At 52.2% G+C, this 20,693-nt stretch carries 19 protein-coding genes; 4 read left to right on the forward strand and 15 right to left on the reverse strand.

Going from position 1 to position 20,693, the window contains the following annotated elements:
- The first annotated feature begins 76 nt into the window (after positions 1 to 76).
- From P9L94_01865 to P9L94_01880, 4 genes are all read left to right on the forward strand, one after another.
- Positions 77 to 1,909, forward strand: a complete 1,833-nt coding sequence (locus tag P9L94_01865; GenBank protein MDP8242797.1) for a LysM peptidoglycan-binding domain-containing protein — start codon at positions 77 to 79, stop codon at positions 1,907 to 1,909.
- A gap of 116 nt (positions 1,910 to 2,025) precedes the next feature.
- Complete coding sequence (locus P9L94_01870; GenBank protein MDP8242798.1) at positions 2,026 to 3,102, forward strand: radical SAM protein; 1,077 nt, start codon at positions 2,026 to 2,028, stop codon at positions 3,100 to 3,102.
- 243 nt (positions 3,103 to 3,345) lie between these two features.
- Positions 3,346 to 3,558 (forward strand): hypothetical protein, encoded by a 213-nt coding sequence (locus P9L94_01875; protein ID MDP8242799.1) that lies wholly within the window; start codon positions 3,346 to 3,348, stop codon positions 3,556 to 3,558.
- 128 nt (positions 3,559 to 3,686) lie between these two features.
- Entirely contained in the window at positions 3,687 to 4,121 is a 435-nt protein-coding gene (locus P9L94_01880; protein ID MDP8242800.1) for a VOC family protein, read from the forward strand.
- 218 nt (positions 4,122 to 4,339) lie between these two features.
- Here P9L94_01880 and P9L94_01885 read toward each other — a convergent pair whose 3' ends face one another.
- The 15 genes from P9L94_01885 to P9L94_01955 form a co-directional block, all read right to left on the reverse strand.
- Positions 4,340 to 5,041, reverse strand: a complete 702-nt coding sequence (locus tag P9L94_01885; GenBank protein ID MDP8242801.1) for a flavodoxin-dependent (E)-4-hydroxy-3-methylbut-2-enyl-diphosphate synthase — start codon at positions 5,039 to 5,041, stop codon at positions 4,340 to 4,342.
- 20 nt (positions 5,042 to 5,061) lie between these two features.
- Positions 5,062 to 6,537, reverse strand: coding sequence for a radical SAM protein (locus P9L94_01890; protein MDP8242802.1), 1,476 nt, complete (start codon positions 6,535 to 6,537; stop codon positions 5,062 to 5,064).
- 21 nt (positions 6,538 to 6,558) lie between these two features.
- Positions 6,559 to 7,815 (reverse strand): tetratricopeptide repeat protein, encoded by a 1,257-nt coding sequence (locus tag P9L94_01895; GenBank protein MDP8242803.1) that lies wholly within the window; start codon positions 7,813 to 7,815, stop codon positions 6,559 to 6,561.
- 117 nt (positions 7,816 to 7,932) lie between these two features.
- Positions 7,933 to 9,183 (reverse strand): dicarboxylate/amino acid:cation symporter, encoded by a 1,251-nt coding sequence (locus tag P9L94_01900; protein ID MDP8242804.1) that lies wholly within the window; start codon positions 9,181 to 9,183, stop codon positions 7,933 to 7,935.
- A gap of 21 nt (positions 9,184 to 9,204) precedes the next feature.
- Complete coding sequence (acpS, locus tag P9L94_01905) at positions 9,205 to 9,585, reverse strand: holo-ACP synthase (GenBank protein MDP8242805.1); 381 nt, start codon at positions 9,583 to 9,585, stop codon at positions 9,205 to 9,207.
- Between the two features lie 32 nt (positions 9,586 to 9,617).
- Entirely contained in the window at positions 9,618 to 10,313 is a 696-nt protein-coding gene (gene cmk / locus P9L94_01910) for a (d)CMP kinase (protein MDP8242806.1), read from the reverse strand.
- Positions 10,310 to 11,641, reverse strand: a complete 1,332-nt coding sequence (aroA, locus tag P9L94_01915) for a 3-phosphoshikimate 1-carboxyvinyltransferase (GenBank protein MDP8242807.1) — start codon at positions 11,639 to 11,641, stop codon at positions 10,310 to 10,312. Before aroA ends, cmk begins: the two co-directional genes overlap by 4 nt.
- Positions 11,642 to 11,749: 108 nt before the next feature.
- Positions 11,750 to 12,949 carry a hypothetical protein gene (locus tag P9L94_01920; GenBank protein MDP8242808.1) on the reverse strand — a complete coding sequence of 400 codons (1,200 nt, stop codon included), beginning with the start codon at positions 12,947 to 12,949 and terminating at the stop codon, positions 11,750 to 11,752.
- 271 nt (positions 12,950 to 13,220) lie between these two features.
- A complete protein-coding gene (locus P9L94_01925) occupies positions 13,221 to 14,747 on the reverse strand; it encodes a mercuric reductase (protein ID MDP8242809.1) in 1,527 nt (508 codons plus the stop codon).
- 70 nt (positions 14,748 to 14,817) lie between these two features.
- On the reverse strand, positions 14,818 to 15,558 hold the full coding sequence (locus P9L94_01930) for a TVP38/TMEM64 family protein (protein MDP8242810.1): 741 nt from the start codon (positions 15,556 to 15,558) through the stop codon (positions 14,818 to 14,820).
- Between the two features lie 9 nt (positions 15,559 to 15,567).
- The gene (locus P9L94_01935; protein MDP8242811.1) at positions 15,568 to 16,413 is read right to left on the reverse strand and encodes a DUF547 domain-containing protein; all 846 of its coding nucleotides are present in this window, start codon (positions 16,411 to 16,413) and stop codon (positions 15,568 to 15,570) included.
- A 53-nt stretch (positions 16,414 to 16,466) separates the two neighbouring features.
- Positions 16,467 to 17,423, reverse strand: a complete 957-nt coding sequence (gene arsS / locus P9L94_01940; GenBank protein MDP8242812.1) for an arsenosugar biosynthesis radical SAM protein ArsS — start codon at positions 17,421 to 17,423, stop codon at positions 16,467 to 16,469.
- Between the two features lie 206 nt (positions 17,424 to 17,629).
- Complete coding sequence (locus P9L94_01945; GenBank protein MDP8242813.1) at positions 17,630 to 19,015, reverse strand: NAD(P)(+) transhydrogenase (Re/Si-specific) subunit beta; 1,386 nt, start codon at positions 19,013 to 19,015, stop codon at positions 17,630 to 17,632.
- A gap of 30 nt (positions 19,016 to 19,045) precedes the next feature.
- Positions 19,046 to 19,324, reverse strand: a complete 279-nt coding sequence (locus P9L94_01950; GenBank protein ID MDP8242814.1) for an NAD(P) transhydrogenase subunit alpha — start codon at positions 19,322 to 19,324, stop codon at positions 19,046 to 19,048.
- Positions 19,325 to 20,518, reverse strand: a complete 1,194-nt coding sequence (locus P9L94_01955; protein MDP8242815.1) for a Re/Si-specific NAD(P)(+) transhydrogenase subunit alpha — start codon at positions 20,516 to 20,518, stop codon at positions 19,325 to 19,327.
- Positions 20,519 to 20,693: the final 175 nt, after the last annotated feature.

Here is a 20,693-nt window from a genome sequence, read left to right on the forward strand (position 1 = left end):
CTCTTAAATTGCCTATTATGTTATTTTCTACTGTAAGGGTTGGATCGAATTCATATTGAAAGATGGAGGCCGACGAGTGAAATTCGGTTCATTCTACCTACTCTTTATAAGAAACACGCTGAAACTCATTGTTTGCATTCTCATTGCTGCCAGTGCGTTGCATTCCCATGCAATTGAAGCAATTCGGACCGCAGACTACGTAAACTATACCCAAATCGTGTTTGAACTGTCCCGCAGTTCCTACCGCAGCCAGGTCATCCCCAGCGATGTCGGCGGCGCCAAAATGCTGGAGATCAAACTCAAAGACGTTAACGCTGCGCAATTTGGCTCAAACTACCAACTTGATAGCAAATATTGCCCCAAGGCGTCCTTTACCAAAGCGGCGGCGGGCTGGGTGCAAATTACCATCCCCCTTCATGAAGACGTCGATATAAGCGGCATCCGTTGGCATAACTGGAGCACGATGTTAACGGTGAGCCTCCCGCTCATGCGCCCCAATTACGACCATGCGCCCTCCGATGAATTTCTACGCGATTTTCGGGCGCCAAAAGGAAACCAACCCGGCGGCAAAGTGGTTGTTATTGATCCAGGCCACGGCGGCTTCAACCACGGCGGCACAGGCGGGCGCTATACCGGCGCAACCAACCAGCGGCAAAAAGAGAAAGACGTAACCTTTGATTTAGCGCTGCGTCTGAAAGCCTTGTTTGATAAAGACCCTCAGTTTATCGCCGTCTTAACGCGCCAGGGCGACTATCTGCCAGCGCCGTTTGAATTTGACAAAGACATGAAAACGCGCGAACACTTACGCCGCGCGTCTCTCTTGCACCGGGTCAAACTGGCGAAAGAATATCACGGCGATATCTACCTCTCGCTTCACCTGAATGCGCCGCCCCGCGTCAGCCAACAGAAGCGATCGCATGGATTCGAGATTTATTATTTTGGCGAACAACACGCCGAATCGCTCTACAACAATGTCAACAAAGATATTGAAGAATTAGAAACGCTTGGCATCGACCGCAGCAACGACGACAACGCGTTTCTCTCGACCGTGATGAAAGATTGGATTCCACAGCGCAGCAAAGAACTGGCAGCGTCAATCGCCCAACAAATGAAAGGCTTGGTGGCGCTGCGCGACCCGTATTTGAAATCAAACCGTTTCAAAGTCATTTCTCAACTCAACATGCCCTCGGCGTTGATCGAGTATATGTTTATCACCAACCCCAAAGAGCATGAATGGGTGAAATCATCAAGCAACCGCTCTAAATTGGCCGAGGCCACCTACAAAGGCGTTCGCGACTACTTCTTCGCCGTAGACCAATCCGTCGAATATAGTTATGACGATCTAGTCAAAGCCAGCATCGAACCAAGCGCCCCCAAAAAAACGTCCGCCCCGGTCTATAAAACAACAACGTATCGCGTACGTTCCGGCGACACGGTATCAACCATTGCCAAGAAGTTTGGAACGAGCGCCTCACAGCTCCGTTCAATGAACAAAGGCGTCATTGGCAGCCGCGACCGTATTTATGCGGGCCAGAAACTTACCGTTCCCTCTTCATCGAACACCGGCTCCAGTGCGCCCTCGTCCGGCGCTCAGATTAGTTATGTAGTCAAGCGCGGCGACTCGCTCGATAAAATAGCCAACCGCTATAACACATCTATTACAGCGATCCGAAGTTTGAATAACCTTCGCGGGTCATTGATTTATCCCGGTCAAACATTGAAAATCCAACCAGGCGCACAGCGCATCAGTTATGCGGCTTCAAGCCCGGTACGTTACAAGGTTCGCTCAGGAGACACCTTGTATGACATTGCCGAAGCGCACGGCGTCTCGCATCTATCCATCAAGAGATACAACAACCTGAGAAGCAACACCATTCACGCAGGCCAATTGATTACCATCCCCAAATAAGGCGGACAAACGACCCAGCGTTGTTTGACCGTCTGAGCACCAGCGTTGTTTGCTCCCAAAAGCCTAGCGCTGATGCTATAGTTTCTCCCGACTCAAATCTAAATTGTGAAATCCAAATGTATATTACGAAACCAAAACTTCGCTACTTACTGTTTTATGTAACCTCGCGCTGCAACTTGCGCTGCAAACACTGTTTTTACCTGGACGAATTGAACAAGCACGACGAAATGTCGTTGGAAGAGATCGAAAAGGTCGCCAAAAGCCTTTATCCGCTCAATTTTGTCCGCATGACTGGCGGGGAGCCGTTTCTGCGAAAAGACCTGCCGGAAGTCGTCCATGCGTTTTATGAACAGGCAGGCGTACGCCGCATGGGGTTAATCAGCAATGGAACACGCCCTGAGTGGGCGGAAAAGGCCGTACGGCGCACGTTTGAACTTAACCCCGACGTCACCCTCGATGTTGGCATCTCCGTCGACGGACTCGAACCAGACCACGATGAAATTCGCGGATTGAAAGGCTCTTACGCAAACGCCAAGCAAACCGCAGAAACCTTAGTCCGGCTGCGCGATGAATTTCCCAATTTGCTTACGTCCCTGGTGATGACGGTCACTTCGAAAAACGAAAACTCGCTGGACGAATTTTATGATGAGGTTTCGTCTTGGGGCGTGGACCGCCTTTCGGTCAATCACGTGCGGGGAAAGGTGCATGAAACCTCGCTGCTTGAAGTCTCATTTGAGCGCTATCAAGAATTCGCCCAGCGCTGTGAAAACTACCACCTTGAACATGACCGCAGCTGGAAAGCCAGCGTACAACGCGCCAAAAACCGCGTGGCGCAAAACGCCATCGCTGAAGTGGTCGGCGGAGATAACTCACGCGTCTCGTGTTTGGCGGGTTCAGCCATCGGGGTTTTGTATTCCGACGGCGAAGTCAACGTCTGTGAGATGTTAGAGGGCGAATTGGAAGCAGTCGAAGGCATCCCTACCCCGAATTCCGCATTGGGCAACATTCGCGACGTTGACCATGATTTCTACCGAATCTGGCATTCAGAAAACGCCGAACGCTGCCGCCAGTGGATCAAAGCAACCAATTGCTCATGCAGCCATGAGTGCTTTTTGACCGCCAGCATTCTATTCAACCCAAAAAACTACCCCCGCCTCGCCGGAGAATGGCTCAAACTAGCCGTTTCTAAGTAAGTAAAGATTATTGGCGGCTCCAGTCTCCCCCCCATTCGGGCGCAGCACGTTGCGCCCCTATTTTCTTATTACAGACACAAACGGCATAGCGTTTGCGCTTAAGGAAAATACTGATTTTTTTTATGTCGCGTTCGTTCTGAGGGCAAATCGAGACTTTTCTGCATGTTGTGTGGCGACGCTGCGTGGACTGCCGTATTACTTGCGGCAGAATTTGCAGTATTTATACACGGAGGTACGCAGAAAATGCCGCGTTCTTTGCAACGAAAAAAGTTACAACGTATGGCCGATCAGTTTCAAAAAGCATTTACCATGGCCGGGTTGGCGGAAACGTCGTTTATTAGTTCCGCCCGCTTCAAAGGATTTTCGATTGACTTAATCTATCAGACCGCAGCATCCTATTGGCCGGGAGGCTACGCGGCTGGACTGTCTCATGACGACTGGTGCGTCCCGGCATAAGACGACCCTGACGGCGATGAGGGAGTCTCGTCTTGGTCGAATACGCGGCGCCGCTTTCCAGCCCACTTTGCCCGCTAAATGCAGTAGGCTAGCATATAGCGCCAGCATATTGGGAAGGATAATTCTGCGTGAAACCCAAACTCACCCATATTGGACTCTGCGTTGAAAACATTGAAACCTCGGCGGCGTTTTATAAACGCTACGTCGATTTAGACGTTATTTCTCAACGGCAAGAAAACGAAATGCGGGTCGCCTGGCTGGGTAACCCCGCAGTCAATTCTACGTTTATTATTGTGTTGCTCGAGATGGAGCACCAGCAATCTGAATCGCCGAGCTTTCACCACTTGGGCTTGCAGGTTGAAAGCAAAGAAGAAGTTGACGCCATCGCGCAAACGGCCAAACAAGACGGCATCCTGATCGAAGACCCCGCCGACCACGGCCCCGTAGCAGGGTATCTGTGCATCGTTCGCGACCCGGACGGCAACGGCGTTGAATTTTCTTATGGGCAGGAAGTGTTTAAGGCGCTCAGTTCTTCCGGTGCGCCGTCATCAAGCCAAACCTAGTCCTCTTATCAAAAACATCGTTCTACACAGCGCGGGTACATCTCTCTTCGCTTTGGTGCGGGCTTTCAGGCCGTTTTGAATGCCTTCTATAGTGGTTACCAGAATTATGTGCGGATTGAGGTCGGTAGGGTGGGCTCGCGAAGCAGCCCACCGGAAATTTTGATCACATTGCATGGTGGGCTAAATTGCTTTGCAATTTGAGCCCACTCTACCTCAGGCTAAGAAGCAGTCGCTTTTTCGGCTTCCATTTCTGCTTTCAGAATATCAATTTCTTTGAGCAACACGTCGGCGGCTTCTTCGATGGAGACCACGCGGACTTTCTCGCCTTTTTTGAAGAGCATTCCCTTCTGGTCGCCGAAGGCGATGCCGATGTCAGCCGCCTTGGCTTCACCGGGGCCGTTGACCTCGCAGCCCATCACGGCGACATCGAGCGGCGCTTCCATTTGCTCTAAGCGGCCTTCAATCGAACGAACCATTTCAGGAAAATCAGTGCGACATCGCGCACAGGTCGGGCAGGAGATGATGCGAATGCCGCGTGAACGCAGTTCCAGCGAACGCAGTAAATCGGCGAACGATGGCAAGTAATCTTTGGCGTCTACCTGGTCAGGCAAAATCACCACTAGGTCTTCTCCCGTCCAGCGGTAAAGCACCGGGGAAAGATACACCAACAAACGCGGTAACTCGCGTTCGGTGAATCCACGCAGGTCAAGCAGGATGCGCTTGGCGGAAATGTCGCCTACCGTTTCCATCAGTTTTAATACGTCTTGGAATGATAAAACGCGCAGCTCGTTGATGGGCAGCGCCATGGGGTCCGGCAATGATTCATAGCCGTCGCACAGCGTCGGCGACACCTCATTGCGCATTTGGTTGGCGCGTTCGTCTTCCGCAGCAACTTTCAGATTTACAGAATACAGCGACATAGCGTCCTCGCTTTGAATGGTTAAGCCGCTTTCGACGCTGGCTCAACATTTGATTTGGTTTCAGATTTTGAACCCGAGCGCCAAGTAAGACTTAGCAGATTTCGCGCACGTTGCATGGCGGCGCTCAGGTAATTCAACGCTTTGCCGGGCGAACCAGCGTTGCGAAGCGTACGTATAATATAGTGCGGTCTCAGGTACATCGTCCAGAGCGCTTTACGGCGCCAGCGCTCTAACTGGTCGGGCGAGAGCGATTCGGTCGATACCGCACCCACCGCATACCCGCCGTTGCTGAGGCGCTCACGGATCACCAGATTCTTCTCGCCGACGATCTTATCGAGTTCCGTCCCTGGAAGCGGGAACACCATATTAAAATCAAAGAAGTCCGGGTCGAGTTCTGAGGCGAACTGAATGAGTTCGCGAATGGTCTCGTCGGTGTCCCACGGATAGCCGAACGTCAAAAACGCATGAGAGCGCACATTCAATTTTCGGCACAGGGCCACTGCTTCACGGGCCTGGGCGCCAGTCGCGCTTTTTTTGATCGACTTGAGATGCTCGTCATTGCCGGTTTCGACGCCGAAGCCAATCACCCAACAGCCAGCGCGTTTCATCCAGATAAGGCGCTCTTCGTCGAGGGTATCAACGCGGCTGTTGCATCCCCAACGGATATCCAATTTTTTCTGGACAATCAATTGGCACAAGCGGATCACCCAATTTTTGTTGAGCGTAAAGGTGTCGGCGTGAAAGAGAAATTCGTGAATGCCGTGCTCGCTCATACAATGCTCTAACTCCGCGACCACGCTCTCCGGCGTTCGGTAGCGGACGTTTGTCCCGGTCATGGCGGGAACCGAGCAGAAAATACACTTGAACGGGCAGCCCAACGAGGTAACGACCGTCGTCAGTTGGTTTCTGGATTCCGGGCTGCGATACAAAGTCACGTCCGTCAGATGGCGCGCGGGAAACGGAAGTTCGTCTAAATTCAAGACGGCGTTTTCTGATGAGGTACGGACAACCTCGCCGTCGCGCAAGAAGGTCAATCCAGGCAATGACGCCCAATCGCTTCCATCGACAAAGCGCTCGATATACGCCTCGACCTCGCCGCGTAGAACCGCATCGAGTTCGGGGTTGCGCTTGATGATCTCTTCATCCATGTAATGCAGCGGTTCGCCCTTGGCGGCGGTGACGGCGTTCGGACACAGTTCTTTGATTAAACGCGCGGCTTGCAGGTCATTGTCGAGAGTAGCGATTGTCGCGGTGAATATCGCATAGTCGGGCTGAAATTCGCGGACATCATTTTCGAGATGATGAAAGTCCGCGTTCATAGCGGGGTAGTCGCGTACGCGAACTTCGCAGCCCGCGTTTTCTAAAATTGAAGCGTTATACAGCAATTCCATCGGGGGGAAGACCACGTTGACCGTCTGATCTTCCACCTTGTTTTGGCAGCGATTATCGCGCCGGTACAGCCCCGACGGCGGATTGAATAATAAAATACGCTTCATATTTTTGTTGAGCAATTCGCCTCATTCTTCTTTTTCAGCAGGTTGTTCGGCCTGGGCTTTTTTGCTCTCGACTAATTGTACCAGCCGCTGCACTTCCTGCATGGCTTGCGGGACGTCGGAGTATGTCAGTTTGATTCGGTCGAGCGTCTGATTGGCGTCGTCCCAGCGTTCCATCTTGATATAGGCGTCGACGATTTGAAACATCGCCAGAACAGGGCGTTCAACCGAGGGCGGTTCGGCGATGATTTTTTCAAAGCGCTCAACGGCTTCATTGAGATATTGGTTCGCGACTTCCGGCGTTGAATCTTTGACTAAACGGGCAATCTCCACCCGCGCGCTGGTGCCGTAATCGGTGTTGTCGTAGTTATCAATTAAGCGTTGATGTTCGTGCACCAACACCGCAATTTCTTCGGGCTCGTATTCGGATTTATTGCCTAACATGCTGCGTAGGCTTTCGATTTTCCAGACAACCAACTGCGGTTTGATCGAGTCTTGAATGTACTCATTGTTTTGCAAATGATCATAAATGGTCGCGGCGGTAATGAAGTCATTGGCGAACGCATAAGTATGCGCCCATTTTAATACTGCCGATTGGCGCGCTTCGGTCACGCCGGGAATCCCGGTCGCCGACTTCGCCACATCAAGGCTTTTACGATACGCACCGCGCGCTTCTTCAAATTGCTGGCTCGCTTGATAGATAAGGCCCGACCGCTCATAGGCTGATATTTTGAGGCCATAGGCTTGGGTCACATCTTCGACTTCCGTATCGGCGATTGTAACAATCTTCTCAAAATACTCTTTCGCCGCATCGGTTTCTTTGGCGCTGCCATAGGCTTCGGCAGTGCGCCAGTTTGCATTCACGCGCCAGCTGACGTTGTCTGTTGCATCAATCACGCCTTGAAAGGCCGCCACCGCCATCGGCAGGTTGCCCTCGCTTGCGTAGGTGGTTCCGATCTGCATCGAGCAATTATAAATAATGTCCGCTTCGGCGTAGTTCGCCGCAATATCTTGAAACACGCCGCGCGCACTGCCGAAGTCGCGCATTTGCAAGTAGGAATTCGCCAAGAGGCCATAGGCGTCGAGTGTGCGTTCGTCTTCGGGAAACTTGGTAATGAAATCATCCAGGTAGATGGAAGCGGCGATCATATCGCCTTCCTGATAGTGTTTGACTCCCCGGTTAAACACTGCTTCCGGCGTATTCTGAGAACACCCCATCGCACCGGCAATAATGACGCCGATTATCAAACAAAGATTGGCAAATCGCATTTTTTGAACCATTTGACTCGATCTCAACTCGTATTTTCTTTGGCTTCGCCGAACCAGCCAGCCGAAAGATTATTGCTTATTTTAACGGAAACGGAAGTGAACACGCGACTACCGTAATGTAAAAAGTTGTCACGATTGAGTTTCCGGCATATCTATATATCCAGCAGTTTGATGTTCGACAACCGCCGCGCCGACGGAGTCGCCCCAGATATTCACCGCCGTACGGAAGCGGTCCAAGAACCAATCGACCGGAAAAATCAACGCGATGCCTTCAATCGGCAGCCCTAATGCGCTCAAAACCAACACCATCGTAATCAGCCCCGCGTGAGGGATGGCGGCGGCGCCGATTGACGCCAAAACCGCCGTCAAAATCAAGACCATTTGTTGACCAAACGCCAAATCAAATCCATACGCGCTGGCGATAAACAATACGCCCGCCGCTTCGTAGAACGCGGTACCGTCCATGTTGATGGTTGCGCCTAAGGGCAAGACAAATCCTGAAACCTGGGGATTCACATTATTATTTTCTTCCACGCATCGCATGGTCAGCGGCAAGGTCGCCGCGCTGGACGCCGTCGAAAACGCCGTCATCACCGCACTGAGCATATTCATGAAGTAGGTGATTGGATTTCGTTTTGCAAACACATACAACAACGTCGGGATCACAACAAAGGCATGTACAAACAGCCCCGTCAAAACTGTGGCGACAAACCAGCCCAGGCTTTTGAGAACCGTCCACACCGCCTCGCCGCCGCCGTACTTGCCCAGCGTCGCCGCGATGAGCGCGAAAACGCCAATGGGCGCAAACCACATTATGATGACCACGATCTTCATCATGGCGGCGTCAAGGCCCTCAAAAAAAGCGAGGACAGGTTTGCCCTTTTCGCCGAGCGTGGTCAACACGCCGCCGAACAGCAGCGTACTAATAATCAATGGAAGAATTTGTCCTTCTGCCATGCTTTGGAAAATATTCGACGGAACGAACCCCATAATGAGGTCGATGAAACTAAATTCCTTGCCGCGAATGGCCTCGGGCAGTTCCATCGCGCCGAACTGGATGCCTTCGCCGGGGTTAAAAATTTTTATCATAATCACGCCGAGAACAACTGCGATGGTGGTTGTCGTCAAATAGTAGAGCACCGTTACGCCGCCGAGCCGGCCCAACTTTCTCAAGTCGCCCAGGCTGGCCACGCCAACGATCATCGACGCCATGATGAGGGGAATCATTACCGCTTTGAGCGCGTTCATAAACATATCGCCGATGAATGCAACGGCTAACATTTTTTCGCCGAACACGGCGCCGCAGACGATGCCCAACACAACGCCGATCACGATGCCAATCAATAATAGGTTTTCTGAAAAACGGTTCGTCCCCGACATGGCGTCTCCTTAAACCTCTAGTTAATCTTCTAAAATCACTACAGCGGCAGCCACATCGCCGTCATGGGTAATGGTCACATGATAGCGGTTTGCTCCCTTTTCGTCCGCCAGCGCTTTGGCGCGGCCTTCGAAATGCAAGACGGGCTTGCCCGTACGTTCGTGGGTAATAAAAATTTCTGACCAGGGGATGCCGCGTCCAGGAAAATCACCAAAGGCTTTGAGAGCGGCCTCTTTGACAGCGAAACATCCAGCGAGATATTCGGCGTTTTTCTTACGCGTATTGGCGAGCCGTACCTCATAATCGTGAAATACGCGGCGGGTAAAGCGCTCACCGTGACGAATTAATGTCTGTTCGATCCGTGAAATTTGGATCAAATCCATGCCTAAGCCAATAATTGACATATCATCCTACAGATCAAAGCGCCTGGATGCCGTCAGCAAAAATGTGATGATGCGCTGGGATGTGAAATCACTACATTGTAGAGTTGTTCGATTACTTGTTCCTGGTTCAATTTGCTTGAATCAAACTCAATGGCGCCGTCCGCCATTTTTAACGCGCCCACAGGCCGCATCGCGTCGCGGCGGTCGCGCTCGATTAAATCCTGATAGGTGGATTCAAAATCAGCGGGTTTGCCTTTTTCGACCAACTGTCGATAGCGGCGGTCCGCGCGGACTTTTGGATCGGCGTTGAGATAAATTTTGATCTCTGCGTCGGGAAATACAACCGTGCCGATATCGCGGCCTTCCATCACAACGCCGCCTTCGCGCCCCAACGCTTGCTGCATGGCGACCAGGCATTCGCGCACTTTCACGTTGTCTGCGACAGGTGAAGTTCCGCGACTGACTTCCGGCGCGCGGATCGCTTCGGACACGTCTTCGCCGTCGCACAGAATTCGCAAGTCGCTTTGCTCTCGTACAAAACGCAACTCAATGGTCTGCGCCAACGCGGCAACGGCCTCTTGATTTTCAAGGTTGATGTTTTGTCGCAACGCCTTTAAGGTCACGGCGCGATACATGGCGCCCGTATCAATATAAACAAAGCCTAAGCGTTTCGCCAACAACGCCGCGACGGAACTTTTGCCGACGCCCACCGGGCCGTCAATCGCGACAATCGGTTTGCGCGCGCTCACTGTTTCACCTCGACGCAGCCATCTTGCAGCGAATTCATCAATTCGAAAAAGTTGGGGAACGAAGTCGCGACCGGCGCCGTACCCTGTATTTTGGTCTCGCCCTGCGCCGCGAGCGCCGCGACGACCGCTGACATGGCGATGCGATGATCGCCCAGCGACATCACTTCCGCGCCGCGCAAACCGCCGCCGCCTTTGACGGTGAATCCATCGGGTGTTTCTTGTAAGTCGGCGCCCATGCGCTTGAGTTGGTTCACGACAGCCGTGATGCGGTCGGACTCTTTCACGCGCAACTCTTCGGCGCCTTCTACGACCGACTCAGATGTCGCATACGCCGCCGCAACCGCGAAGATGGGGAACTCGTCAATCATGCGGACCACGGTTTCGCCGGAAACGCGTACGCCGCGTAGTTCGGAATGACGGACGCGAATATCCGCAACCGGTTCGGCGCCCATCATGCGTTCGTTTTGAATTGAGATATCCGCGCCCATTTCTTGCAGCACTTCAAGAATTCCCGTCCGGGTCGGGTTCACGCCGACGCCCTCGATCAATAAATCAGAATCGGGCAATATCGCGGCGGCGACCATAAAGAACGCCGCAGACGAAATATCACCGGGCACATCAATGGTATGACCTTTTAAAATTTGGTTGCCTTGTAGTGCAACCAAACCCGGTTCACATTTCACTTCAACGCCGAACGATTGTAACATGCGCTCGGTATGGTCGCGTGAGGGGCCGGGTTCATGAACGGCGGTCTCGCCTTCCGCGAACAAGCCCGCCAATAAGATCGCGGATTTAATCTGTGCGCTGGCGACGGGAGATTTGTATTGTATCCCCTTTAACTTGCCGCCTTGTACGGTCAGCGGCAGGAGAGTTCCATTCTTCCGCCCCATAAAGCAGGCGCCCATTTCACTCAATGGATTGGTCACCCGCGCCATTGGGCGAGAGCGCAATGAAGAGTCGCCCGTCAACACTGCGGTAAACGGCTGCCCGGCGAGAACACCCAGCAACAAACGCGACCCTGTGCCGGAATTTCCCATATCGAGCACGTTGTCGGGTTCTTGCAGCCCCGCAGCGCCAGCGCCCTGAATGAGAAAATCGCCGCCGTCGCGCGCCGCAAGAACACCCATGCGTTCAAAGGCCTTCAGCGTCGCGATGCAATCTTCGCTTTCGAGAAAACCGTGGATCGTCGTCTTGCCATGCGCCAAGCCGCCCAACATCACGGCGCGATGAGAAATGGATTTATCGCCGGGGACGCGGATTACGCCGTTCAACGCGCCGCTGGGGCGTACGATACATACGCCGTGTTCAAGAGAATGGTTTGATTTCATTCGGTCCGTACATGCCTGGAAAATAGGTTAATTCGTTGGTTGACTCTAGCAGGAAGGAGCAGAAAAACGAAGAATCGCGACCGGGAGAGCGTTTCGGTTTGAGAGACGTTACTTCAATTGTTTTTTGGCGTATTCAAATACGAATTTCTTGCCCATTGATTCTTCGACTTTTTTGAAGCGGTTGTAACCGGTTCCATAGGGACGGTCGCGGCGGTCTTCTAATTTTTCTAACGACATCGAGAAGCCTTTGTCCTTCAACAATTGCGCGGCGACCCACTGGGCGAAGCCTTCTTTTAACTCAATGGACTGCTTGGGCGGACAGTTTTCAGTCTGCCAGGCGTGGGCGTACTCATGCGCGGCAGTTTCGTAAATCATCTCAATGGGAATGCCGTACAACAAAAACACATCCGCCTTACCGGCTTTGTAGCGATATAAACCCAACTCAGAACCGCTTAACGGACTGGCTTGGTTCAAGCCCTCTTTGGCGCGCCGCGCAGACGCAAACGAATTTGCATTCAGCGGCTTGATATTCAGCGTCAGCGGATGCGTCACGTTCATGCCCAACCTCCGCTGCAAGTGTTCGGTCACTTCACGCCAAATTTTGCGGATGGTTTCTTCATCGGTGACGGCGCGTTCATGGCAGGTATTACAGATTGCGCGACCATCGTCGAATTTCCAATAGGTCGAACCGACGGGAACGCCGCAAGTATAACAAGCGGGTTTGGTGCGTTTACATTTTTCGCAGAAGCGCCCTTCGGCGTGTTCAATTTCAAAATAGCGCCCCGTGATCGCCACGCCGCACGAATCGCAATGATGTAGTTTCGGCAGGCAATCAATACAGGCGCCCGACGCCAAGTCGATGCGGCTGCGCGGGGTAGGCCGGTTGCAAACTTTGCATTTGGGTGCGCGGGAATAGCAGCTGGCGCAATAAAACTGCTCTGCGTTCGGCTTGTTGGCTTCGCCCTCTTTCGTGGGTTCCGCGAACGTATAATACCGGCCTTGGATGCGCTTTTGACAGATTGTGCAATATTTGGCTTCGGCGGCGCAGGGGCGACACAGGCGTTCACCGCGTTGCAACAGAATGTCTTTATGAACATGAGGCAGTTTGCAGGCTTCGCACTTGGGATATTTTTTATCGCAATCCGAGCAAACCACTAAACGCTTACTCGACGACTTATATACCATGTAGCGGCCTTGGATTTCTTCGCTACAAAAATGACAGGTCGTCGCAGAGAGCGCCCGTCGGCTTGCGGTCAGACCCAAACCAAAACAAAGCAATCGAAGAACAGCGCTGCGTCTTAAAATCATAGTCGGGTTCCCATCTAGAGACGCCGAGTCAGCCGGAATGTTTCCGGTTTCTACTATGTAAGACGCGCGGGAATGAAGCTTTTCACACATTTCTCTAGTATTGTATCTGTTTTGTATAAAAAAACCTAATCCGTTGATAGAGGCTTGCCAGTATAACTGCATCCATAATAGGTCTTGCGCATCCACGCGCCCGTCTCCATTGATATCGGTGCGAGCAGAAAGAGACGGTGTGGGCGTGACCGCGTGACGGAGGTTGAAAAAAGATGAAATTCTAACGCATCCAGCGCCAAATTTTTGACAGCATTCGTTTTTTGCCCGGCGTTAGTTTGGTTTTGTTATACAAATCGCCGCACTGCCGAATCGCCTCAGCCTTGGTTGGATAGGGGTGGATGACGCCAGCGATTGATCCCAGGCTGATCTTCTTTTTCATCGCCAGGGTAATTTCGTTAATCATGTCGCCTGCATGGTTCGCAACGATAACGCCGCCAAGAATTTTGTCTGAACCTTTTTGCGTGATGATTTTCACAAAGCCTTCGGTTTCACCGTCCGCCAGAGCGCGGTCGACGTCTTTGAACGATTTTTGATAGACATCGTATTCAATTCCCTTCTCTATCGCCTCATTTTCACCCAGACCCACATGCGCAATTTCAGGCCGCGTGTAGGTGCACCAGGGGATAATCAGGTCTGTCCATTTTTGTTTGGTCGGCAAGAAAGAAAACAGCCCGTTGCGAATCACGATTCGCGCCGCAAAATCGGCGGTGTGAGTAAACTGATAGGGCAAGCAAATATCGCCGCAAGCGTAAATCGACGGGTTGGTCGTGCGCAGGGTTTCATCGACTTTGACGCCGCGACGGTCATACTCAACTCCTACGCTTTCGAGGTTGAGGCCTTCGACGTTGGGGCGCCGACCGACCGCGAGCAAGATCGCATCGACTTCGATGGTTTCTTTCTGGCCATCTTTTTCAAGTTCGACCATTTTGGCGCCGTTGTCGTTCCATGCTTTAGAAAACTTACTTCCAAAACGAATGTCGACGCCGCTGTTTTGCATCGCCTGGGTCAAGACGGCGGCGGCGTCCGGGTCTTCGCGTCCCAATAAATTAGATGACGCCTCAACGAGGGTGATCTCTGAACCGAGCGCATGAAACGCCTGCGCCAATTCACAGCCAATCGGGCCGCCGCCGACCACTAACATGCGGCGGGGACGTTCGGTCAAGTTAAACACGGTCTCGTTGGTGAGATAGCCGGTTTCCTCTAAACCAGGGAGCGGCGGGACAAACGCGCGCGCACCGGAAGCGATGACTGCTTTCTTAAACCGCAGGGTCTGTCCGCCAACGGAAACCGTATCGGAACCGCTAAAAGACGCCTCGCCCAAAAATACATCGACGCCCAAATCCCGAAACCGCGCGGCGGAATCATGCGGGCTAATGTCGCTGCGCACCCGGCGCATCCGTTGCATAACCGCGCCGAAATCCACATCAATATTCCCTTCGATGCGAACGCCCAGCGTTTTTGCGGCTTCAATATCCTGTACGGCATGAGCGGCGCGCAGCAGCGCCTTGGATGGGACGCAGCCGACGTTTAGACAATCGCCGCCCAGCATATTTTTTTCGATCAACGCGACTTTCGCGCCCAGGCCAGCGCAGGCGGCGGCAGTGACAAGCCCCGCCGTTCCCGCGCCAATCACAACCATGTTGTAGCGGCCCGACGGCGTTGGATTCACCCAATCAGCGGGCTTTACGTTTTCAATCCACTTTTGGTTGTGTTCATCTTGTGGCCATTCATGAAAAAAGTTCGCCATGGTTTTCTCCGATTTGAATTAAGATGGACTGCAAATCCACTCTGCCAGGGGGGATCAAAGACAACATCGCTTAACTCGCTGAATCGGCGTCGCCTGTTTTCGCTAATCGTTTTTTGGCTTTGCGGATGATAGCGGTCATGATGACCAGCACTGCGGCGACCACGAATAGCAACGCCCAGGGTACAGTTCCATCTTGAATCGCCTGAACAATTGCATCTGAGCCAACAACGTACACCACAGTAAACGGTAACATGCACAGCCATGACCACAATACATACGTTTTGAAATCCACCCGCGTGAGCCCGAATCCATAATTCAAAACGTTAAAAGGAAATATCGGAATCAAACGTGTAATCATCACAATGATGTCGCCTTCTTTTTCGGTGAGTTTATCTAGTTTTTGAAAGCGCTCGTTTCCTTCTAACCACCCTTTAATTGAATCGCGGGCAAGATAACGGGCGATGAGAAAACAGATTGAAGCGCCGATCGTTGATCCGATGCTGACGAGAATTGTCCCTAAAACAGAGCCGAATAATGCGCCGCCCATGAAGGTCATGATTGTGCCTGGCAAACAGGCGACAGTGGCGCCAATGTAGAGCAAGACATAAACAACCGGCCCCCAAGCGCCCAGGCCTTCGATCCACCCTCGGGCTGATTCGAGCCACTCGCCGACCCCCAAGGCTTTTAGCGCCCAGGTAGCGGCAATGACTGCAATCAATAATCCAATGGGTTTGATCAGCGCGGCTATGGATTTCTTTTTGAGTTGAGAGGGTTTCTCTATGACATCAGGCGTTGGTTCATTGGTATCCATTGTTTTTCCTTATTGTTCGTTCAACGACCAGTCATATTCGAGAAACGAGACGGATATTGGTTTGGCTTTCATTGAGGCCTGCTGCGGTTCATTCAAATACGGCCACAGAAAATTTATCACGCCGCGTTGTTCCGGGTTCAGCAATTTCAATTCTTCGCGCGGTTCTTCGTATTGAACGAAGTCGCCTGCATACCATTTCAATATCATCGACAGTTTGACAACGCCCGTGTTGGAATCATATTGAAAATCAAATGGACGAGCGACAAAGCGACGCACCTGCGCGTCTAACTGTTCATCCAAGCGCTCGCCCAGATATGGTTCGTTCAACAAAACGGGACACCCCATCGAAGCGCAATTCACCGCGAAATGGATGCGCGGCTCATTGAAATGCTTACGCAACATGCCATGCTCGATCCCGTCGAGCGTTTCCATTTTACCCATGAGATTCCATTGTAGTTTGTCCCACACGCCGCTAATTTGGCGAATGCTGTTCGCGGGAAAACGCAATCGGCCAAATAGCGATGATTGAATTGGATAATGGTCAATGAGGGCTTTGAGAGTACAAGCGTTGTAGACGTTAATGAGAAACGCAATGCGGTCCGGCTCCGCCCATTTTTCGTATTGCGATGCATCTAACGAAGCAACCGCATCGAGAAACGAATTGAGCGTCCCTGCGTCCTGTTTCAACCCGGCGTAATCAACCAGCCCCTGGTCAGAAACAGATCGCGCCAATACTGACTGATAATCCACATAATCAAACGTAGAGACAGATTCCTCCATCGCATATAACGGCCCCAAAACGGACAATGCAACAACAACGATTACGCAAATCTTCCTCTTTCTGGAGCGCAGCATGGCCCAGTCCCTTCAAAATCAAAATGTGTTTGTATCAAATCAGAGGCGTGAAATTAAGGCAATACGGCGCCGCTGCAAGAAGACCCGCACCCGGCGGTGCAACCAAAACAATGCTCGCCGGTTTCGATGCGCCGCGTCGCCAATACGGCAGGATCAAAGTTTTTGATATGGTTGGGCGCGCCGTGATTCACAGGAATTTTTAGAGCGAGATTAAAATCGCAGTCATACAACACGCCGTCCCAATCGACGTTGACTTGATGACGACACATCAAGCCATCGACCGTGGCGTTGTTAAACGCGCCGACGAGCATGTCCATATAATCTTTGTCTTTCTTTTGACGGCGCAGGTCGGTTTGAAAGCGTCCGATGGGCATGTTGGTAATGGTCAGCAGTTGGGTGAATGATACGCCGAAGCGGTCGCGGAGTTCCCGCCGATAGTCTTGTTCCAGCGTCGCTTGGTTGGGCGGCAGATACGGCCCCAGCGGGTTATAAACCAGATTGAGTTGCATGTCCGGCCCGACGCCATAGCCGATTTCGTTCAATCGTTGCAATGCTTTGACGCTGCCTTCATAGACGCCGTCGCCGCGCTGCTTATCGACATTCTCTTGCAAATAACACGGCAGCGACGCCACCAAATGAACATTCTGTTCTTTGAAAAATTCGGGAAAGTCGGTATAGCCGTCTTCAAGAAGAATGGTCAGATTGGTGCGTACTTGCACTTCAAAACCGTGACTGCGAAGCGACTGAATAAAGCGTTTTAAATGAGGATGGATTTCCGGTGCGCCGCCTGTGATATCCACCAAACGTGAATTGGCGCGACGCGCCGCATCAATGACTTGTCGCATGGTTTCCCACGTCATCATTTCTTTGCGGCTGGGCGATGATTTGACATGGCAATGAACGCAGGCCTGATTGCACTTTAAACCAACATTGACTTGAAACACGTCGATGCTGGCGCCGTGCATCGGCTGACCAAACAGCTCAATAATTTTCTGGTCAAACAAATTCATGCCTGCATTCTCCTAAACATTCAATTGTTCAAATATTAATATACGTCAAAAAATAACTTACAAACCCATTGTACAAAAAGGACGCGAGGAAAGAAATAATAATTCAATTATTTTTGCCCCTCGGCCCGTGAACAAAATCAGGCGGACGAAATCGCCCGCCTGATGGTACTTTATCTTTTATCAAACAATACGCATTAATGAGATGCTTATCCTTCTTTCAACGCCGTCGCCAGATCGAGCATGGCTTTTTTGCCGTCGCCGAAGAGCATCAGGCAGTTGTCCATCTTGAATAATGGATTATGCAATCCCGCGAAGCCTGGACTGAGGCTGCGTTTCACGACAACCACGGTGCGCGATTTATCGACGTCTAAAATCGGCATGCCCGCGATTGGACTATCAGGGTCCGTACGAGCCAACGGATTGACAACGTCGTTGGCGCCGATGACGAGCGTCACGTCGGTGTTGGCGAAACTGGGGTTGATCTCGTCCATCTCTTTCAGTTTGTCATACGGAATATCCGCTTCAGCCAAGAGGACGTTCATGTGGCCCGGCATACGCCCCGCGACCGGGTGAATAGCAAACTCGACGACCGCGCCGCGCGCTTCGAGCAGGTTGGTGATGTCTCGCACCGCGTGTTGCGCTTGCGCCACCGCCATGCCGTAGCCGGGAACGATCACCACGCGCTGGGCGGTTTCCATCAACATCGCGACTTCGTCCGCCGAGGTCGCTTTGACTTTGCCTTCATAATATTCATCGCGGTCCATCGTCTGTCCGCCGCCGTCGCCCATACCAACGAAGAAGACATTCGCCAGCGAGCGGTTCATCGCCTTGCACATAATCGCGGTCAGAATCACGCCGGACGCGCCAACCAGCGAACCGGAGACAATCAACACATTATTGTTGAGCACAAACCCGGTCGCCGCAGCCGCAAGGCCGGAGCAGGAATTCAAAAACGCAATAATAACTGGCATGTCGGCGCCGCCAACCGGCAAAACGAACAAGACGCCCAATATCGATGCGGCAATAACAACAATCCAATAATACTGAAAAACTGATTCCGCATTCGGCATCGCCATCAAGACGGTCAAAGCGATACAGAGGACCAGTAAAGCGAGGTTCACAAATTGAACGCCGGGAAAACGGATCGGCTTGCCCGGCAAAAGTTCCTGCAATTTAGCGAACGCAATCAGGCTCCCAGTAAAAGTCACGGCGCCAATGGTTCCTGACAACGCTGTAGAAACCGTCATCTGCATACTGGTCGCGCCCAGCATCATCAGTGCGCCGCCCGCCACAAACACGGACGCGCCGCCTCCGAAGCCATTGAATAACGCCACTAATTGCGGCATGGCCGTCATCTGAATTTTAACTGCGAGCACAGCGCCAATGACGCTGCCAACGATCACGCCAGCGATGATGACTTCAAAATTCACCACGCTGCGGTCAAATAACGTAACCACAATTGCGAGTAACATTCCCAACGAGCCAAGAATGTTGCCGCGTACGGCGGTGCGGGGGTGGGTCAGCCCTTTCAGGCCCATAATAAAAAGAATGGATGCCAGCAAATAGGCAAGATTGATGATTGATTCGCGCATAGTAATTATCCTATGGTAGTTCGACGCTGATTATTTTCGTTTAAACATCTCGAGCATACGGTGGGTGACCCAAAATCCGCCGACCACGTTGATGGTCGCGAACACAACAGCAAAAAAACCAAGCACCGTCGTCAATAACTCATGCTCGCCGCCGGACGCCAAAATGGCGCCGATCAATGTGATTCCTGAAATGGCGTTTGAGCCTGACATGAGCGGCGTATGCAGCGTTGGAGGCACTTTGGTGATAATTTCAAATCCAATAAAAATGGCTAAAACGAAAATGGTGAGTCCAGTTACGAGAATTTCCATTTAGGTTTCGCTCCCTTCTGTGGAAAGGCCCAGCAATTCACGAAGCCGCGCATGAGGCACGTCGCCGTTTTGCGCGATTAAGGTTTCGCGGGTAATTTCATCTTCGAGATCGAGTTGCAACGCGCCGTCTTTGATTAAGTGCTTTAAGAACGTCGCGACGTTTTTTCCAAACATCTTGCTGGCGTGGTATGGAATGGTTGATGAAAGATTGAGCGGCCCCATCAACGAAACGCCGTTAATATCAACCGTCTGTCCCGGCTCGGCGCCTTCGCAGTTGCCGCCGCGTTCCGCCGCCAAGTCGATAATCACTGAACCAGGCGCCATGCCCTCAATCATATCGCGAGTGACGAGAATCGGCGCCTTGCGTCCGGGAATCGCCGCCGTGGTAATCACCACGTCATTACGCACCACGACGTCTTTCATCATCTGCTGTTGTTTCTGATAAAATTCTTCGCTCTGCGCTTTGGCGTAGCCGCCCTTGTCTTCGGAGCCTTCGGTTTCAAGGTCAAACTCCACAAAGGTAGCGCCGAGGCTTTTGACTTGATCTTTGACCGCCGGGCGAACGTCGTACGCTTCAACCACCGCGCCTAAACGCTTGGCGGTTGCAATCGCCTGCAACCCCGCCACGCCGACGCCGACAATAAACACCTTGGCGGGCGTAACGGTTCCGGCGGCGGTCATCATCATGGGAAACATTTTGGGCAGATGGTTGGCCGCCATCAACACCGCTTTGTATCCTGCGACCGTCGCCATCGACGAAAGGATGTCCATGCTTTGGGCGCGGGTAATGCGCGGCATAAGTTCCAATGCAAACGCGTTGACGCCTTTGCCCGCCAAATCTTTTGCGGCGTTGGGTTCAGACAGCGGGTCCATCATTCCGATGATAGTTTGTCCGCTGCGCATTTTATCCAAGTCGCTGCGGCCCGCTTCTAAATTCGCGCCCAAAGAACGCACCTGCGCGATCACATCCGCTTGGGCGAACACGTCGTCGCGGTTCGCGGCGATCTTCGCGCCTTTTTCTTCAAATTCAGCGTCGGAGAATCCCGCTGCGGTCCCCGCGCCGGATTCAATCAAAATAGACGCGCCGGATTTAATGAGAGAAGGCAAAACGTCAGGCGTAAGCGCAACGCGCTTTTCTTCGGGGAAGGTTTCGTGCACAACGCCGATGACGACGCTGGCGTTTGACTCATTCATACAAAGCACCCCCTACGGTACAGGTGAGTTACGAACGATGATTTTATCTATTATGCAAACTCGATTGAATGACGGAAGCGAAAGCGAGCAAAATAGGCAAAAAATAGATCGCTAAAAATTTATCCATGCATCGTCGCATTTTTTATTCTCAAATAGCCTTTCGGTTCAATTCAAT

The sequence above is a fragment of the Candidatus Hinthialibacter antarcticus genome (genome assembly GCA_030765645.1).
GTDB lineage: Bacteria > Hinthialibacterota > Hinthialibacteria > Hinthialibacterales > Hinthialibacteraceae > Hinthialibacter > Hinthialibacter antarcticus.

What these genes read in the sequence shown, in the direction of transcription:
- P9L94_01870 (MDP8242798.1), top strand. Translation starts at nt 2,026, where the DNA reads ATGTATATTACGAAACCAAAACTTCGCTACTTACTGTTTTATGTAACC.
- P9L94_01875 (MDP8242799.1), top strand. Translation starts at nt 3,346, where the DNA reads ATGCCGCGTTCTTTGCAACGAAAAAAGTTACAACGTATGGCCGATCAG.
- P9L94_01885 (MDP8242801.1), bottom strand. Translation starts at nt 5,041, where the DNA reads ATGTCGCTGTATTCTGTAAATCTGAAAGTTGCTGCGGAAGACGAACGC.
- P9L94_01890 (MDP8242802.1), bottom strand. Translation starts at nt 6,537, where the DNA reads ATGAAGCGTATTTTATTATTCAATCCGCCGTCGGGGCTGTACCGGCGC.
- P9L94_01895 (MDP8242803.1), bottom strand. Translation starts at nt 7,815, where the DNA reads ATGGTTCAAAAAATGCGATTTGCCAATCTTTGTTTGATAATCGGCGTC.
- P9L94_01900 (MDP8242804.1), bottom strand. Translation starts at nt 9,183, where the DNA reads ATGTCGGGGACGAACCGTTTTTCAGAAAACCTATTATTGATTGGCATC.
- acpS (MDP8242805.1), bottom strand. Translation starts at nt 9,585, where the DNA reads ATGTCAATTATTGGCTTAGGCATGGATTTGATCCAAATTTCACGGATC.
- aroA (MDP8242807.1), bottom strand. Translation starts at nt 11,641, where the DNA reads ATGAAATCAAACCATTCTCTTGAACACGGCGTATGTATCGTACGCCCC.
- P9L94_01920 (MDP8242808.1), bottom strand. Translation starts at nt 12,949, where the DNA reads ATGATTTTAAGACGCAGCGCTGTTCTTCGATTGCTTTGTTTTGGTTTG.
- P9L94_01925 (MDP8242809.1), bottom strand. Translation starts at nt 14,747, where the DNA reads ATGGCGAACTTTTTTCATGAATGGCCACAAGATGAACACAACCAAAAG.
- P9L94_01930 (MDP8242810.1), bottom strand. Translation starts at nt 15,558, where the DNA reads ATGGATACCAATGAACCAACGCCTGATGTCATAGAGAAACCCTCTCAA.
- P9L94_01935 (MDP8242811.1), bottom strand. Translation starts at nt 16,413, where the DNA reads ATGCTGCGCTCCAGAAAGAGGAAGATTTGCGTAATCGTTGTTGTTGCA.
- arsS (MDP8242812.1), bottom strand. Translation starts at nt 17,423, where the DNA reads ATGAATTTGTTTGACCAGAAAATTATTGAGCTGTTTGGTCAGCCGATG.
- P9L94_01945 (MDP8242813.1), bottom strand. Translation starts at nt 19,015, where the DNA reads ATGCGCGAATCAATCATCAATCTTGCCTATTTGCTGGCATCCATTCTT.
- P9L94_01950 (MDP8242814.1), bottom strand. Translation starts at nt 19,324, where the DNA reads ATGGAAATTCTCGTAACTGGACTCACCATTTTCGTTTTAGCCATTTTT.
- P9L94_01955 (MDP8242815.1), bottom strand. Translation starts at nt 20,518, where the DNA reads ATGAATGAGTCAAACGCCAGCGTCGTCATCGGCGTTGTGCACGAAACC.